Here is a 15,977-nt window from a genome sequence, read left to right on the forward strand (position 1 = left end):
ATTAGCCGGCGACAGTTGTTTAGTGTAAAGGAAACATAATGCGAGGCCTGGCTGAATTTATCATGCGTAGCCCTAAGCACGCAGCGGGTGTAGCCGCTGTGTCTGCTATAGTGCCTTTCACTTATTGGTTAAGTGCGGCTACGGTAGCCTTGATTATTTTACGTCGAGGTTGGCAGTCAGGCAGCATGATTTTGGCTTGGGGCTTGATGCCTGCTGTGGGGTTGGTTGTCTTTCGACAGGACTTCAGCCCATTGATAACTATCCTGGGTGCTAGCTTGTTAGCTGTGGTATTAAGGCGCTCAATGTCTTGGTTGCTGACTTTATTAGTCAGCATCTTGATTGGGCTGGCAATGATGTTAGTGTTACTAACATTTCAAGCAGACCTTTTAAAGACTATTGCTGATCAGCTACACCAAGTACTCACCCAGGCGGGCTTTTATAAGCAGCTCGATAAGCAGGGTGGTGCAGCAATAAGCCAGCAGTTTCAAGCGTTGTTATTGAAGGTGGTTGCTGGTGCTAATGCTTGGCTACATCAGCTGTTAGCCGTAGCTGCATTAATGCTAGCTCGGTGGTGGCAATCAGCACTCTATGTGCCCGGTGGGTTTCATAAAGAGCTGTTCCAGTTACGGATTCCTCCTAAATTGGCTATCGCAATACTGTTGATAGTAATAGTAGGGATGAATATCAACGTGGGCTTTGCTACGGTACTGCTGATTGGTTTAACACCCCTGTTTTTTTCAGGGCTGGCGATGTTCCACTCGATCATTGCTTTACAGAGTAATAGTGCCTTGGGTTTAGCCGTGTTCTACTTGATTCAGGTGGTTTTTGCCCAAGTTATGTTTCCTTTTACGGTTTTAGTTGCCCTCTTAGATAGCTTTATTGACTTTCGACGCCGAATGAATAAGCCAATAGGCCGCTAAGAGGGATAAAAATCTTGAGGTAAGCAAGATGGAAGTGATTTTGTTAGAAAAAATTGCCAATCTTGGCAATTTAGGTGACAAGGTTTCAGTTAAGCCAGGCTATGGCCGAAACTTTCTGATTCCTTTCAATAAAGCGGTTCCAGCCACTAAAACGAATGTGGCTGAGTTTGAAGCTCGTCGTGCTGAGCTGGAAAAAGTTGCAGCAGAAAACTTAACTGCTGCACAAAAGCGGGCCGAGGCTATCAGCGAATTGGCGCTGACCTTAACTGCGAAAGCCGGCGACGAAGGCAAACTATTCGGATCTATTGGTACTCGTGACTTGGCTGATGCTATTTCTGCAGCTGGTGTTGAAGTCAGTAAGAGTGAGATCCGTCTTCCTGAAGGGCCGTTGCGTCACATAGGTGAGTTTGATGTAAGTATTCACTTGCACACAGATGTTGATGCAACTCTGAAGGTTTTCGTAGAAGCTGAGTAATTTAATAAAATTAATTACTCAGTATGTAAAAAGCACTCGCACCCATTGCAATTGCGAGTGCTTTTTATTCTGTGTTATAAGCACTTTTCTATAATTCAATCTAACTACACTGCTTGTAGTGTATAGATTAATTATCTATTCCCTATCTTAAGCTGAATACCGAGTAGGCAATGGATCAAGGCCCTTCGCTAGAAACTGAACAAGCTGAACAGACAACCCTATCACTGCGGGAGTCACCTCACTCTTTAGAGGCCGAGCAGTCCGTCATTGGTGGGCTGTTATTAGATAATAGTGCCTGGGACTCTATATCAGACCGCATTACCTCTGTCGATTTTTATCATCGTCCCCATCAACATATTTTCCGCATTATTGCCAGTGCTGTAGCAGCTGGGAAGCCTTTTGACCCCGTCACCATAGTAGAAGAGCTAACTCAGCTTGACCAATTAGAGGGTAGTGGAGGCTTAGCCTATTTAACCGATTTGGCACAAAACACACCCAGCACCGCAAATATTCGTGCTTATGCCGATATTGTTTATGAACGGTCAATTTTGCGTCGACTGATCAAAGTTAGCCAGGGGATTGCTGATCGGGCTTATAACACTGGTGGGCGATCCAGTAGCGAAATTCTTGATGAGGCCGAGCGTGAAGTTTTTCAAATTGCAGAAGACAGGCCGAAAGATGGTGGGCCAGTTGGAGTAAAAGAACTACTGAATAAAGCTATTGATAGAATTGATGAGTTATTCAATGCAGGTGACAGTTTAACAGGTATCACCACAGGTTTTACTGATCTGGATGAAATGACTGCAGGGTTACAGCCTTCAGATATGGTGATCGTGGCAGGTCGTCCATCGATGGGTAAAACGACCTTTGCAATGAACCTGGTAGAGAATGCATTGCTTAACTCTGACAAATCAGTTTTGGTTTTTAGTTTAGAGATGCCAGCAGAGCAGTTGATGATGCGGATGCTGTCCTCACTTGGGCGAATTGACCAGACCAAAGTACGTACTGGTAAGCTGGAAGAAGATGATTGGCCAAAGCTGGCGGCGGCAGTAAACATGGTCAACGAGAAGAAATTGTTTGTGGATGATACGGCAGGTATCAGCCCAACTGAAATGCGCTCAAGAGCGCGGCGCATTGTTCGGGAACATGGTGACTTAGGCCTGGTGATGGTGGATTACCTGCAGCTGATGCAGGTACCTGGTAGCTCTGAAGGTCGTACCAACGAAATTTCTGAAATTTCCCGATCCTTAAAGGCGCTGGCCAAAGAGTTTAATACTCCAGTTGTTGCTCTTTCTCAGTTGAATCGGAGCCTTGAGCAGCGGCCTAACAAACGCCCAGTTAACTCCGACTTGCGGGAGTCGGGAGCGATTGAGCAGGATGCTGACGTAATCATGTTTGTTTACCGGGATGAAGTCTATAACCCTGATACTGAGCAAAAGGGAGTAGCAGAAATCATTATTGGTAAGCAGCGGAATGGTCCCATAGGGGCCGTTAAGCTAGCCTTTATTGGCAAGTACACCCGGTTTGAGAATTTAGCGCCTGGGGCTTATGAGGGTTTTGAGTAAATAGGCATGGTTTTAGTCCCTTGCAGCTGAAATAGCTTTAGCTCTGACTGTTATTAGTAAACCATCTAACCACCAGTAAAATAACCTGACTGGATATGCTATAAAATGGGTATCAGCCAAGGTTAATGGTGGGGCTTATACTATGGAAGTGGGTCATACTTCATCACTGGCGTCAAATAGGTTGCTTCAGCGTCCTGAGCTAAATCAGGAGCAACAGCAGCGGGAAGCCAGGGTACAGCAACCAGCAGGTATTGAAGTACAAATCAGCCGGGAAGCACGTAATACATTTGCCTCGCAAGCAAATTTAGCAACTCAACCAATCACCCTTTCAGAGCCGCCTCCCCCTAGTGCCCAGTCCACTGCTGTGGATGGACCACCTGTGACAGTCAGGCTGAATAATGAGCCACAGCAGGCTCAAGTAGCGGTCAGTAATGATGTTAGGGCAGATGAGTCTGGTGCCGCTACGCAGCCAAGAGAGACTTTGCAAGCACCACAGCAGCAGGTGCAACAGACTGATGCTGAGAGCCCCAATTCAACTACCGCTAATCCACCACCTGTACAGAACAACTTAACCACTCAGCAACCTACGGCAAATCAAACCTCTCTCAATACCTCAGCTAACAACAATAATAATGAAGTTGTGTTAGCAGTTGATATTCGGGAAGTCGTTCCTGATGCTGACGAAAATAATCAGGCACAACAAAATCAATCTAACACAGCTGAACAAAGTCTTAATGTGAGTGCTAATGTAGATAATGAAATAACAGCTGCCAATGAGAATAATATTCAGGCTAATAACGCAGATGTGGTGGCCATCCCTAATCCGAACCAGTCAGCTAACGCAAATAATCAGGTGACAGCTGACCAGGCTAACAGCAATACGGCTGATGCAGTTGTGGCCAATGAAGCAGAAGAACCAGTAGCAACAAATACGTCAGTTGCTATTGACCAGTTCAGGCAAGTAGCATTAAGTGATCAAGAGCGACAGATTATCGAGTCATTTGATGTTTAATAAGAGAGGCTAGCTTTCGACCACAGGTTCTACTCTGGGTAATGCCCAGACTTGTAGAGTTTCCTGAAGTGCGACCAGTTCAAGAGGTTTAGTGAGCTGGCCATTCATGCCTACTGCAGCAATCCGCTGCTTTTGATCCTGTATGCCATGGGCGGTAAGGGCAATAATTGGAGTAGGGGGCAAACTATGCTGTTGTTCCCATTGGCGGATGCGCTCGGTAGCCTCGAAGCCATCCATAATAGGCATTTCACAATCCATAAAAATAATTTGGAAACGTTGATTTTTAAACGCTTCAACGGCCTCATTGCCATTGGTTGCCACTTTAGGTGTGACATTCAACTTGGCAAGCATTCCTTTAATGACTTTGGTACTGGTAGGATTATCTTCAACCACTAAAACTTTTAAGTTTTGTGGAAGCTCATGATGAGTGAGGAAATCTTTAGCCATCATGCTTGACTGTGGCTGGAATTTAACTAGCTCCTCTTTTAAGGCACTTTCCAAGGTATAGTGAGCAATAGGTTTGGTTAGAATTCGTTTAACCCCGGCATTTCTGGCTTCAATAATACTAGGCATGTGGCTGACGCCAGTAAGCATGATTACCAATACATCATTACTAATATTGGGGTCTTCTTTTATTTTGGCCGACAGTTGTAGCCCATTCATAACCGGCATATTTTGATCTAAAATAACCAAGTCATAATGTGCTTGTAAGTTCGCTTTGGTTCGCAATAAAGCTAATGCTTCTTTACCATTTTTGGCAGAAGTAACATCCATGCCAAGGCTAAGACATTGCTGGGTCAGTACTTTACGACAAGTTTCATTATCATCAACCACAAGCACACGAACCCCTTTAAAGTCAAACTCCTGTTGAGGTTGTTTAGCTTGTTTGACAGGCGCAAGCGGCAGGGTAAAACAAAAAGTGGTGCCAATGCCGATTTCACTGTTAATACTAAAGGTGCCGCCCATTTGTTGAATCAAGGCTTTAGCGACAATAATTCCAATGGCAATATCAGGCTGGTTGCTGTTAAGTAATTCAGTTGTTGTCACTTTTTTACTTAGCAACTGTTGTCTTTCAAATTGGCTCATGCCATCGCTGGTATCTTTGACAACAATACGTAACTGTTGGCCTTGCTCGTATTGTTCGGCCGTACCTGCCAGTAATATTTCGCCTGCAGTGGTTTGTTTAAATGCATGGTTTAGCAACGAAAGCAAAATTTGCTGAAGCCGGTTGGGGTCGCTATTAATAATAGCTGGAACATCTGGCTGCAGATAGCTGATCAGCTCAATACTGCGTTGCTCAGCTGTTAGTCGGAACATATTAACGCAAGCTTCGATTAATCCTGGCAATTCAAAATCAGTGTTTTCCAGCTGTAATGCATGCTGTTCTAAGCGACTGATATCGAGCATTTGGTTTAGCTGGTTTAGTAGCTCATTACCTGCATGGTAAATCGTATTGGCATAGTCTTGCTGTTTGGGGGTGAGGCTGGTATCCATCAGTAATTCGCTCATCCCTAAAATTCCATTCATTGGGCCACGTAACTCATGGCTGATCTTGCCCAGAAAGTCGGCCTGATTAAGCTGGTTATTTGGGCGTCTGGCAAGTTGTTCTACAGCGGCCAGCTTTTCTTTTGCTTGTATATGAAACTGCAAACTGAACGCGTAGGATACACCAAACAAGGTTAAACTAGTGATACTAAGCAATAACCAGTCTGCTTTATAAGGCGCTAGCTGAATAATATTTAGAGTGAGAGCGATATTGATTAAAATAGCTAATGCACAAGGAGACTGGGCAGCTAGCATGAAACGGGCGCATTTATCTCCTTGCTTGAGGAAATACAGTGAGCAGCCAAAAATATTAAATACGATAAAGCTGGTTAGCCATAGGCTGAGTTTAGCTGGCTGCCAGGCAGGAAAAAGAGTACTAAATAGTGTGGCAAGCAGGCAGGCACCACAAAGCCAGGCAAAATAAAGGTCAAGTTTAGGGTGGTCGATCCCTATTTGATAGTAACGTCGATTCAAGTGGCTGGCAAAAGCGCAGCCAAGTAATAGGGCGATATCACTAAGCTGTGATTGTGAGGCAAAGGATAGGGAACTGAATTGGCTGAACACTCCTTGCCAGGAACCTTGGAATATTAGGGAGCAGCTAACTAAGGCAAACATATACAAAAAGTTGCGTTCTTTTAAGTGAAAAAACGCCAGCAAGTTATAAATAGCGACACAACAAAACAGGCCAAATAATAAGCCGCTTAACCATTGACTGCGGTTGCTGCTTACTAGTGCCTGGGCAGGTGACTTTAAGTAGCTGGTAAAGTTGAGGGACTGCTGTGACTGAACGCGTAAGAAGACCACTGCTGTTTGATTAGGGGCCAAGTGTAGTGGAATCAGCAGGCGGTGGTGGCTGGCTAATTGGCCATCTAACAGCTGTTGGTCTCCTGTATTCACTTTTTTTAGTTGGCTGTCCTGTTCAACATAAGCATCAAGCCAATTGATATCAGCACCTAGTAAAGTGATAAAAGGAGATTGAGCTGTGGCTGTGTTGTTATGAATCGTTGTACGAAGCCAGATTGCCGAATGGCTTTGATCAAACTGGAAAAATTTTTGCCGGTAGGGTGAAAATCGATGAGTGTAAGCTTCTGATCTTACCTGCTCAATAGTTAGCAGTGCCTTTTTGTCTTCATAAAATTCAAAATAATTGGCAAGGTCAACTTGGTAGTTGGTGTTTTTGATAACAACTTCGGCTGTTGCAGGAAGGCAAACCCAGAGCAATATCGCGAGCAGGCATCGGAGTATTTTGTGGCGGCTAGCCTGTACTTCAGACCTGTGCACGAGCGATATCCCTTCTAGATTAAATTAGCATTATAACGAACGTTAAAAGGTTGTCTAACCTGAGTATTTCATAAAGTTATTTAGTCAGGGCCTGTTGGCATTTGTTTGTATAGTGAGCAAGTGTCAACAGGCTCTTTTGATTATGACTTAGCTTGTTCTCTGGCAATAGCCTTGTGACCAATATCTTTTCGATAATAAGCATTATTCCAAGAAATTTGCTCGATTGCCTGATAAGCCGCATCTTGGGCTTGTTGAACAGTCTTACCTAAAGCCGTTACGCATAATACTCGGCCACCATTGGTAACAACCTGGCCATCCTGCTGTTTGGTGCCTGCATGAAAGACCTTAACATGGGTGAGATTATCCAGGCCGCTAATTATATCGCCTTTGGCATAGCTTTCTGGATAACCACCTGCTGCCATCACCACACCTAAAGCGACTTGCTCGTCCCATTCGCACTTGGCTTGATTCAGCTTGCCTTCAATAGCAGCGAGGCAGAGCTTGGACAGGCTAGACTTTAGACGCATCATGATGGGTTGCGTTTCTGGGTCGCCAAACCGGCAGTTGTACTCAAGCACTTTGGGGGTTCCGTCGCTGGCAATCATCAAACCAGCATATAGAAAGCCTCGGTAGCGGTTACCTTCGGCAGTCATGCCCCGAACTGTTGGCATGATCACTTCTTCCATGGCTCGCTGGTGAATTTCTGGAGTGACGACTGGAGCGGGTGAATAAGCACCCATTCCACCAGTATTAGGGCCTTTATCACCATCATCGCGGGCCTTATGGTCTTGTGAAGAGGCCAAAGGTAATACCTGTTCGCCATCAACCATTACGATAAAACTGGCTTCTTCTCCTTGTAAAAACTCCTCAACCACCACTCGATGGCCGGCTTCACCAAAGGCATTACCTGCCAACATATCTTCAATAGCGGCAAAAGCTTCAGCTTCAGTTTGGGCAATGATAACGCCTTTACCAGCAGCTAAGCCGTCGGCCTTGATCACTATAGGGGTACCTTTTTCTTGGATATAAGCTTTGGCTGGCTCAATTTCAGTGAAGTTTTGGTATTCGGCGGTAGGAATCTGGTGTCTTGCTAAAAAGTCTTTGGTAAAGGCTTTTGAGCCTTCCAGTTGGGCTGCTCCTTTAGTGGGGCCAAAACAGGCTAAACCTGCTGAATCAAAGGCATCTACGACACCTGCCACCAATGGCGCTTCAGGCCCAACAATGGTAAGACCAATATTCTTGGCTTGGGCAAATGCTATGAGTTCATCAATAGCTAAGACGTCAATTGCCACGTTGGTCAGCTTAGGCTCCAGTGCTGTACCTGCATTACCTGGGGCAACAAACACTTCAGTGACTTGCTCACCTTGAGCTACTTTCCAGGCGAGGGCATGTTCACGCCCACCACTACCAATAATTAATACTTTCATTCTGTTACCTAACCTTAGTGGCGGAAGTGACGAACACTAGTAAACACCATAGCCATACCTGCTTCGTTAGCAGCTTGGATGACTTCTTCATCACGCATCGAACCACCGGGCTGAATCACGGCAGTAATGCCAGCAGCAGCTGCGGCATCAATGCCATCTCTGAAAGGGAAAAATGCATCAGACGCCATTACTGAGCCAGCAACGGTTAAGTTTTCATCTTTGGCTTTAATGCCTGCAATTTTAGCGCTGTACACCCGGCTCATTTGTCCTGCACCTACGCCAATGGTTTGGCCGTTTTTGGCATAAACGATGGCATTGGACTTCACAAATTTCGCTACATTCCAAGCAAACTTCAGATCAGCTAACTCTTCTTCTGTGGGAGCGCGGTCAGTAACAACTTTTAAGTCTTCCATACGAACCTGATGGATATCGCTGTCTTGAACTAGCAGGCCGCCGTTTACCCGTTTGTAGTCAAGCTGAGGGCTAGGCACTGTAGGTAGATCACCACATACCAAGACACGTACATTTTGTTTTTGGTTAAGAACGGCAAGTGCTGGCTCATCTATGGCTGGAGCAATAATCACTTCAACAAATTGACGCTCAATAATCGCTTGAGCAGTGAGAGAATCTAATGGTCGGTTAAACGCAATGATGCCCCCAAAGGCAGAGGTTGGATCAGTTTGGTAGGCTAGGTTATAGGCCTGCAAAATATCGCTGCTTACCGCGACACCACAGGGGTTAGCATGCTTAACGATGACGCAGGCTGGCTCTACAAAGGCTTTAACACATTCTAATGCGGCATCTGTATCAGCTACATTGTTGAAGGATAGCGCCTTGCCTTGCAACTGTTTGGCGGTGGAGACACTAGCCTCAACTGGAGTGGCTTCTACATAAAAAGCGGCTTGTTGGTGAGGATTTTCCCCATAACGCATGTCTTCTACTTTATTGAGCTGCAAATTCAATGTGCGAGGGAACGCAGTTGACTGGTCACCAGTCTGCAAGATCTGTTTGCCTAGATAGTTGGCAATAGCTGCGTCGTAACCAGCTGTATGTTCAAAGGCTTTTACTGCCAGGTCGAAGCGAGTGCGGTCATTCAAACTATGGTTGTTTTCAGCCAACTCTTCTAGTATGGCTGAATAGTCGGTGCTGTTAACGATGATAGCGACATCTTTAAAGTTTTTCGCTGCTGCTCGCACCATAGTTGGGCCACCGATGTCGATATTTTCTATCGCATCTGATAGCAAGCAGTCTGGCTTGGCAACAGTTTGTGAAAATGGATAGAGATTGACTACAACCAGGTCAATGGGCTTAATGCTATGTTCAGCCATCACCTGGTCATCTTGGCCTCGTCGGCCTAAGATAGCGCCATGTACTTTTGGGTGTAAGGTTTTTACTCGGCCATCCATCATTTCAGGAAAACCTGTGTAATCAGAAACCTCAACAGCAGGAATTGAGTTTTCCTTAAGCAGCTTAAATGTGCCACCAGTGGAGAGGATTTCAATACCTTGTTGGTGAAGTGCAGTGGCAAACTCTACAATGCCAGTTTTATCAGAAACACTGATTAAAGCGCGTTGAATAGTTGGGGTGTGCATAGCGATATTACAGGGTGGCAGATTTTTTAAGTTAAATAAAAAAGGCGGATAAAATCCGCCTTTGTTTTTTGAACTAATTATAGCAGGCCATACTGCTTTAGCTTTTTCCGAAGTGTGCCTCGGTTCAAGCCAAGAATCTGAGAAGCTTTGGTTTGGTTGCCTTTGACGTAGCCCATGACCACTTCCAGCAGTGGAGCCTCAACCTCAGAAAGTACCATTTGATAAACGTCAGTTACTGTCTGGCCCTCGAGGTGAGAAAAATAATTACTTAGAGCTTTTTCTACACTGTCACGTAATGTCTGTGACTCTTGCTCCGGACTTGTCAAGTGTTGACGAAGCTCATGGTTTTCAGTTGCAGAGTGAGCTTGTTCTTGAGAAGTAGTTTCAGATGCAGTCATGCCGCAATGTCCTCTCCGTTAATTAAACGTTCAAAATACTCCTGAACGCAGGCGCGCTGAGCACTAATTGTTTCAAGCTGGTTAAACTGTTTGCGAAAACAGCTTCCACCAGGTTGCGCTGCCAGGTACCAGCCGACGTGTTTTCTAGCAATACGTATCCCCATATAGTCGCCATAAAACTGATATAGGTGATCCAAATGTGTGAGCAGTATTGCTTTGATTTCACTGAGGCTGGGAGGCGGTAAATGTGAGCCTGTTTGCAGGAAATGGTTAATTTCTTGAAAGAGCCAGGGTCGCCCTTGAGCAGCCCGGCCGATCATTACCGCGTCAGCACCGGTGTAATCTAAAACCGCTTTGGCTTGTTCAGGTGATCGAATATCTCCATTAGCAATAACAGGGATACTCATCGATTGTTTGATTGCTGCGATTGTGTCGTATTCAACTTCGCCTTTATAACCACAGGCCCTAGTTCGGCCGTGGACAGCCAGCGCCGCGATACCACAATCCTCAGCAATTTTAGCAATGGTTGTACCATTACGGTTTGCTTGATCCCAACCGGTGCGGATTTTCAGGGTGACCGGTAGGGGGACAGCCTGAACAACCGCTTTTAAAATAGCTTCTACTAATTGTTCGTCTTTCAGTAACGCTGAACCTGCCGCTTTATTGCATACTTTTTTAGCGGGGCAACCCATATTAATATCAATGATTTGAGCGCCTCGATCAGCGTTCATGGAGGCAGCTTCCGCCATCATCTTTGGGTCACCACCCGCAATTTGCACTGAGCGAGGCTCTGTTTCGCCAGTATGATCCAAGCGAAGTTGAGATTTTCGACTGTGCCATAAGCGGGTATCAGACGTTACCATTTCAGACACAACCAGGCCGGCCCCCATGCGTTTGCATAGCTGCCTAAAAGGCCTGTCGGTTACACCTGCCATGGGTGCAAGTACAACAGGCGGCTCAATTGTATAAGGGCCAATTTGGAGCACATTTAGCCTTTAGTGTCTGATTAATATTTAAGCAAATCGCGCCATCAATCAAACATATCAGATAATATTGACTGAATGAATAGCGATTAGGTTTTAGGGTTCGTCTTCACTGATTGGAAGGGGTGGCTATCATACTCTGTTGCTGGCTATGGATAAAGCACCTGAAAGAAAAAATTGTTTGTTTTAAAGTCAGTAATCGGCTGGAGGTGAATTTCTGGGTTAAGTAATCACTATAAGCCAGTCAGATTATTATGATTTATTGGGTGAGTCATTAGTTGATAGCAATGGTTAGTTAGGGCTTGGAGAAAAGCTAATATTGTAGTTAACCGCAGTGGGGCCAGGATCAACCACATCAAGTGACAAGCGTACAGGCACATTGGAAGGGATCATGGTTAACCCGGCTGCTTCTCCAGATAAGTACTCATCGGGTTGAAATTGCCGGGAGGCAACCAGCCGGCCACTTAAATCAGAAAAGCTGAATTCAATAACAGGGAAAGGCTGCTTAAACTGGGCTTTGTTGACAATGACAGTATCAATAATGAGTGCATTTTGAAATTTGGGGTGGCTCCTGACAATTAGTTTGCGACTCACGATTTTATCCACATCAACCAGTGGAGGAAGCTGACAGCCAACTATCTTACAAGCAGTTGCATAGTAAGGTCGCCAGCTTAATTTGGTGGCATATTCATCAAAGTTGTACCAGGCCAGTTGAGCCACAATAGCAAAAATGGCAATTAGGTTAACTGATAGCCAGCCAAGTCTTTTGAACCAAGCAAATTTACTGGGGTAAATTAGCTCAATAGGGTCTGCTTTAAGATCTCCTAATAAATCGTGATCATGGCTAGCAGCTAAGGCTTCCTTTGTTGGCCGTTGCTCTTTTTCATGGGCATCTATTGTAGTGTCAGTGGGTGGTGATATAGATACCACAGACTTTTGGAGGGCAGCTGCTTTATCATCGGTAACAGGCTGTTTAGCAGTAGGTTTATTAACAGCGCTTTTTGCACTTTCTGTCTGTGATTGTATGGGCTGAGCTGGTGACGCTGAGCCAGCTTGAGCGGATTTAGCTAGAGGCGGCTGATGAGAGCGTGTGAACTTGTGCTCCTTCGCTTTTTTTTGAGCACTATGCTGGTTAATGACTTCTGCTTCCCGCTGCTCTTCTTGCTCCAGCTCTTCCAATAAGGCTAGTGCCCATGACTCATCAGTATTGTTTTTCTGCTCTGGGCCTGTAGCAGGTTTTTTGCTTGGTGAAGGGCCTGCATTGGGCTTACTGCTTATCGACAGAACCTCATCACTCAGCTCAATGTTTTCGCCGTCATCATCATCCATATCATCATGAATGAGTAGACCATTATCATTGTTTTCATGATTATTTGTGGAAGGAATAGCAGGCTGGCTGGGCTTGGTGCTACTTGCGGGTGGTTTCGGGGTAGAGGGCTGTTGAGAAAACTGCTTATCACTAATCAGGTAGTTGGTTGCTAGAAAAACGTGCAAGCAGGAGCCACAACGTACTGAGCCGTTGGCTGCATTAAGTTGGCTTTTGGTTAACCTAAAGGAGGTGCCACATTGAGGACAGCGGGTTACCCAGGTTTCTGCCATAGTTCGCGTAACTTCCCAGCGACTGAATTGGTCGTAATACCCTTGGTGAGTGGTTAAACCCTACACATTGGGTATATCTTAACTAATGATTAATAATAATAGCCAGTATTGTGTAGGTATTCGTAGTTTTTATGTTGCTCTATAGGCGCCAAACTACTTGCTTTGGCTAAAAATATGACCTCGAATCTGTAAGGTGCTTCCATAAAGGTTTAAATTTTTAGCGACTGATTAGCCAGCTCCTACTAATACTTCTTAACGCCACAAATGCATACCCAGTCATCTTTGATAACAGGCGGTTTCATTGTAAACCACTGGCTATAGCATTCTACTACTGCTTCAGCTTGTTCTTTGAGAATGCCAGAAAGCACAATTTTACCACTAGTTTTGGTTAATAAAGCTAACCGTTCGGCAAGATTGATTAATGGGCCTGCTAATATATTGGCTAACATAATGTCGGCAGGTTGATCTGGAGCTTGTTCTGGTAAAAAAGTTTTTAAGCGGTCTGGTGCTATTTTGTTGCGCTGGCCATTAGCAATAGTAGCCTCTAATGCTTGCGGGTCATTATCAATTGCAGTGACATTCGTTGCACCCAAAATTAAAGCAGCAATACCCAGGATGCCAGAACCACAGCCGTAATCGATCACTTGCTTGGAAGTGACTTCGTGGTTACCCAGCCACTCTAAACAAAGCGCTGTAGTGGGGTGAGTGCCTGTACCAAATGCCAGGCCTGGGTCCAAAATCAAGTTGGCTGCATTTGGGTCGGGGATTTCTCGCCAGCTAGGACATACCCAAAGTCTTTTACCAAACTGAATAGGGTGATAGCTGTCCATCCATTCCCGCTCCCAGTCCTTATCTTCAACAATCTCTACTTTATAATTCGGCAGTGGCTGAGGGCTAAGCTCATTAGCTAAAAACGCCATGACCAGGTCAATTTCTGTATTTGCCTCAAACAAACCAACAACTTGGGTGTGGTCCCAGAGTGGTGTGGTGCCTAAGGCTGGCTCAAACACCGGCTGATCTTGACCATCTTGTAGCGTAACCGCCTTAGCGCCAATAGCCAGTAGTAAGTCTTCCAGCATTTCACTTTGGTCGCGGGTTGTATCCAGTTTGACTTGAATCCAGGGCATGAGAGGAAAGTTTTTAGCTTGATTGATGAAGGGAGGCGAGCTTAGTAAAGCTCGCCTCAGTCGCTATCTGTTAGTTATTGAGATAATTTCTGTTCTAGATAATGAATGTTAACCCCACCTTTGGCGAAGTTAGCGTCTCTTACTAGCTCAGCATGTAGTGGCGCATTGGTACGAATGCCATGAACTACCAGCTCGTCCAGTGCGTGACGCATTCTAGCCAAAGCAACTTCTCGGGAGTCGCCATAACTAATGACTTTGGCGATTAGTGAGTCGTAATAGGGAGGAACGCTGTAGCCACTGTATAAATGAGAGTCAACTCGAATCCCAATACCACCAGGGGCATGGAAGTGCTTTATTTCTCCAGGTGATGGCATAAAGGTTTTAGGGTCTTCTGCATTGATTCGACACTCAATTGCATGGCCTTTAATGGTGATATCTTCCTGTTTGATACTTAAAGGTTGGCCGCTTGCAATCAATAGTTGCTCTTTGACGATATCGACACCAGTTACCATTTCTGAAACTGGGTGCTCAACCTGAACCCGTGTGTTCATTTCAATGAAGTAGAACTTGCCATCTTCATATAAAAATTCAAAGGTGCCTGCGCCACGGTAACCAATTTCGATACAAGCATTAACGCAGCGCGTTGCAATATCATTGCGTGCTTCTTCAGGAATGCCGGGTGCAGGAGCTTCCTCTATAACCTTTTGGTGGCGGCGCTGTAGAGAACAGTCACGATCACCCAGGTGAATAGCATTACCCTGGCCATCAGCTAATACCTGAACCTCAACATGGCGTGGGTTTTCCAGGAATTTTTCCAGGTAAACCATTTCATTACCAAATGCAGCCAAGGCTTCAGACTGTGTAACATTAATGGCGCTAAGCAAGTGAGCTTCACTGTGAACAACTCGCATACCGCGGCCACCACCACCGCCGGATGCTTTGACAATAACGGGGTAGCCAATATCTCGGGCAATGGCGATAGAGCGCTCTTTGTCACCCGTAAGTGGGCCATTAGATCCAGGTACAGTGGGCACGCCTGCTTTTTGCATAGCTTTGATGGCTGACACCTTATCACCCATTAATCGGATTACATCAGGTGATGGGCCAATAAAGGTAAATCCACTGTTTTCAACTTGCTCTGCAAAGTCGGCATTTTCGGCTAAAAAGCCGTAACCAGGGTGGATTGCAACAGCATCAGTCACCTCTGCGGCACTGATGAGTGCTGGAATATTTAAGTAACTTTCGGCGGGGTTGTTAGGACCAATACAGACGCTTTCATCTGCAAGACGCACGTGCATTAGTGATTCGTCTGCCTTTGAATGAACGGCAACGGTTTTAATGCCAAGCTCTTTGCAGGCCCGTAAAATCCGTAGTGCAATTTCCCCGCGATTGGCAATGAGTACTTTCTCAAGCATGGTGGGTATCCTGCTACTATCGAGTCAGTTTAAACAATGGTAAATAGCGGTTGATCAAACTCGACAGGCTGACCATTTTCCACCAGAATTGCTTCGATTGTACCGGTTTTATCTGCTTCGATTTGGTTCATCATTTTCATTGCTTCGACGATACAAAGCACGTCACCGGCTTTAACATGTTGGCCGACTTCAGCAAAAGCTGGCGAGCTAGGTGAGGGCGCGCGATAAAAAGTACCAACCATGGGTGATTTAACTTGGTGGCCGGTTGACTTTGCTGGTTCTTCTTTTGTCTCGGTTGAAGCGGCAGGTGCACTAGCTGCAACAGGTGCGGGTGCAGCAGGAGCAGCAGGCATAGCATATTGAGCAGGTGCCATTACCGGAGAGTTAGAGTGCCGGCTAATCCGTACAGACTCTTCCCCTTCTTTTATTTCCAACTCGTCAATGCCTGATTCTTCAAGTAACTCGATTAGCTTTTTTACTTTTCTAATATCCATAGTGTCATCTCGGATAAATTGAACTTATTGTTAAAACAGTGGCAAAACAGCGAGAACTTGCTGCTATAAAGCATCCTCGCGGTTGTTACCTATACTCTGGTCTTAAATTTTGTCAGGGGCTAAAGGGGCTAAGTAGTAGCGATT

13 protein-coding genes are annotated in these 15,977 nt (G+C 45.4%); 4 read left to right on the forward strand and 9 right to left on the reverse strand.

Going from position 1 to position 15,977, the window contains the following annotated elements; all coding sequences use genetic code 11:
* The first annotated feature begins 38 nt into the window (after positions 1-38).
* The 4 genes from G4Y78_RS03750 (at position 39) to G4Y78_RS03765 (ending at position 3,972) form a co-directional block, all read left to right on the forward strand.
* The gene (locus tag G4Y78_RS03750; RefSeq protein WP_163831760.1) at positions 39-920 is read left to right on the forward strand and encodes a hypothetical protein; all 882 of its coding nucleotides are present in this window, start codon (positions 39-41) and stop codon (positions 918-920) included.
* Between the two features lie 28 nt (positions 921-948).
* A complete protein-coding gene (rplI, locus tag G4Y78_RS03755) occupies positions 949-1,395 on the forward strand; it encodes a 50S ribosomal protein L9 (protein ID WP_163831761.1) in 447 nt (148 codons plus the stop codon).
* A gap of 170 nt (positions 1,396-1,565) precedes the next feature.
* On the forward strand, positions 1,566-2,960 hold the full coding sequence (dnaB, locus tag G4Y78_RS03760) for a replicative DNA helicase (RefSeq protein WP_163831762.1): 1,395 nt from the start codon (positions 1,566-1,568) through the stop codon (positions 2,958-2,960).
* Positions 2,961-3,102: 142 nt separating this feature from the next.
* The gene (locus tag G4Y78_RS03765; RefSeq protein ID WP_163831763.1) at positions 3,103-3,972 is read left to right on the forward strand and encodes a hypothetical protein; all 870 of its coding nucleotides are present in this window, start codon (positions 3,103-3,105) and stop codon (positions 3,970-3,972) included.
* 9 nt (positions 3,973-3,981) lie between these two features.
* Here the strand turns inward: G4Y78_RS03765 and G4Y78_RS03770 are convergent, their stop codons facing one another.
* From G4Y78_RS03770 to accB, 9 genes are all read right to left on the reverse strand, one after another.
* Positions 3,982-6,798: a hybrid sensor histidine kinase/response regulator gene (locus tag G4Y78_RS03770; RefSeq protein ID WP_163831764.1), complete on the reverse strand. Its 2,817-nt coding sequence runs from the start codon at positions 6,796-6,798 to the stop codon at positions 3,982-3,984.
* Between the two features lie 140 nt (positions 6,799-6,938).
* Positions 6,939-8,225, reverse strand: coding sequence for a phosphoribosylamine--glycine ligase (gene purD / locus G4Y78_RS03775; RefSeq protein WP_163831765.1), 1,287 nt, complete (start codon positions 8,223-8,225; stop codon positions 6,939-6,941).
* Positions 8,226-8,239: 14 nt separating this feature from the next.
* Entirely contained in the window at positions 8,240-9,817 is a 1,578-nt protein-coding gene (gene purH, locus G4Y78_RS03780; RefSeq protein WP_163831766.1) for a bifunctional phosphoribosylaminoimidazolecarboxamide formyltransferase/IMP cyclohydrolase, read from the reverse strand.
* Between the two features lie 77 nt (positions 9,818-9,894).
* Positions 9,895-10,215 (reverse strand): DNA-binding transcriptional regulator Fis, encoded by a 321-nt coding sequence (fis, locus tag G4Y78_RS03785; protein WP_163831767.1) that lies wholly within the window; start codon positions 10,213-10,215, stop codon positions 9,895-9,897.
* Entirely contained in the window at positions 10,212-11,201 is a 990-nt protein-coding gene (dusB, locus tag G4Y78_RS03790) for a tRNA dihydrouridine synthase DusB (RefSeq protein WP_163831768.1), read from the reverse strand. Before dusB ends, fis begins: the two co-directional genes overlap by 4 nt.
* A gap of 288 nt (positions 11,202-11,489) precedes the next feature.
* Positions 11,490-12,797, reverse strand: coding sequence for a DUF3426 domain-containing protein (locus tag G4Y78_RS03795; RefSeq protein ID WP_163831769.1), 1,308 nt, complete (start codon positions 12,795-12,797; stop codon positions 11,490-11,492).
* 242 nt (positions 12,798-13,039) lie between these two features.
* Positions 13,040-13,924: a 50S ribosomal protein L11 methyltransferase gene (prmA, locus tag G4Y78_RS03800; RefSeq protein ID WP_163831770.1), complete on the reverse strand. Its 885-nt coding sequence runs from the start codon at positions 13,922-13,924 to the stop codon at positions 13,040-13,042.
* Positions 13,925-13,998: 74 nt separating this feature from the next.
* Positions 13,999-15,339, reverse strand: a complete 1,341-nt coding sequence (accC, locus tag G4Y78_RS03805; protein WP_163831771.1) for an acetyl-CoA carboxylase biotin carboxylase subunit — start codon at positions 15,337-15,339, stop codon at positions 13,999-14,001.
* A gap of 29 nt (positions 15,340-15,368) precedes the next feature.
* The gene (gene accB / locus G4Y78_RS03810; protein ID WP_163831772.1) at positions 15,369-15,833 is read right to left on the reverse strand and encodes an acetyl-CoA carboxylase biotin carboxyl carrier protein; all 465 of its coding nucleotides are present in this window, start codon (positions 15,831-15,833) and stop codon (positions 15,369-15,371) included.
* Positions 15,834-15,977: the final 144 nt, after the last annotated feature.

It is taken from the genome of Spartinivicinus ruber (assembly GCF_011009015.1).
Taxonomy (GTDB): Bacteria; Pseudomonadota; Gammaproteobacteria; order Pseudomonadales; family Zooshikellaceae; genus Spartinivicinus; species Spartinivicinus ruber.

What these genes read in the sequence shown, in the direction of transcription:
- dnaB (WP_163831762.1), top strand. Translation starts at nt 1,566, where the DNA reads ATGGATCAAGGCCCTTCGCTAGAAACTGAACAAGCTGAACAGACAACC.
- G4Y78_RS03795 (WP_163831769.1), bottom strand. Translation starts at nt 12,797, where the DNA reads ATGGCAGAAACCTGGGTAACCCGCTGTCCTCAATGTGGCACCTCCTTT.
- G4Y78_RS03765 (WP_163831763.1), top strand. Translation starts at nt 3,103, where the DNA reads ATGGAAGTGGGTCATACTTCATCACTGGCGTCAAATAGGTTGCTTCAG.
- accB (WP_163831772.1), bottom strand. Translation starts at nt 15,833, where the DNA reads ATGGATATTAGAAAAGTAAAAAAGCTAATCGAGTTACTTGAAGAATCA.
- purH (WP_163831766.1), bottom strand. Translation starts at nt 9,817, where the DNA reads ATGCACACCCCAACTATTCAACGCGCTTTAATCAGTGTTTCTGATAAA.
- rplI (WP_163831761.1), top strand. Translation starts at nt 949, where the DNA reads ATGGAAGTGATTTTGTTAGAAAAAATTGCCAATCTTGGCAATTTAGGT.
- prmA (WP_163831770.1), bottom strand. Translation starts at nt 13,924, where the DNA reads ATGCCCTGGATTCAAGTCAAACTGGATACAACCCGCGACCAAAGTGAA.
- fis (WP_163831767.1), bottom strand. Translation starts at nt 10,215, where the DNA reads ATGACTGCATCTGAAACTACTTCTCAAGAACAAGCTCACTCTGCAACT.
- G4Y78_RS03750 (WP_163831760.1), top strand. Translation starts at nt 39, where the DNA reads ATGCGAGGCCTGGCTGAATTTATCATGCGTAGCCCTAAGCACGCAGCG.
- accC (WP_163831771.1), bottom strand. Translation starts at nt 15,339, where the DNA reads ATGCTTGAGAAAGTACTCATTGCCAATCGCGGGGAAATTGCACTACGG.
- purD (WP_163831765.1), bottom strand. Translation starts at nt 8,225, where the DNA reads ATGAAAGTATTAATTATTGGTAGTGGTGGGCGTGAACATGCCCTCGCC.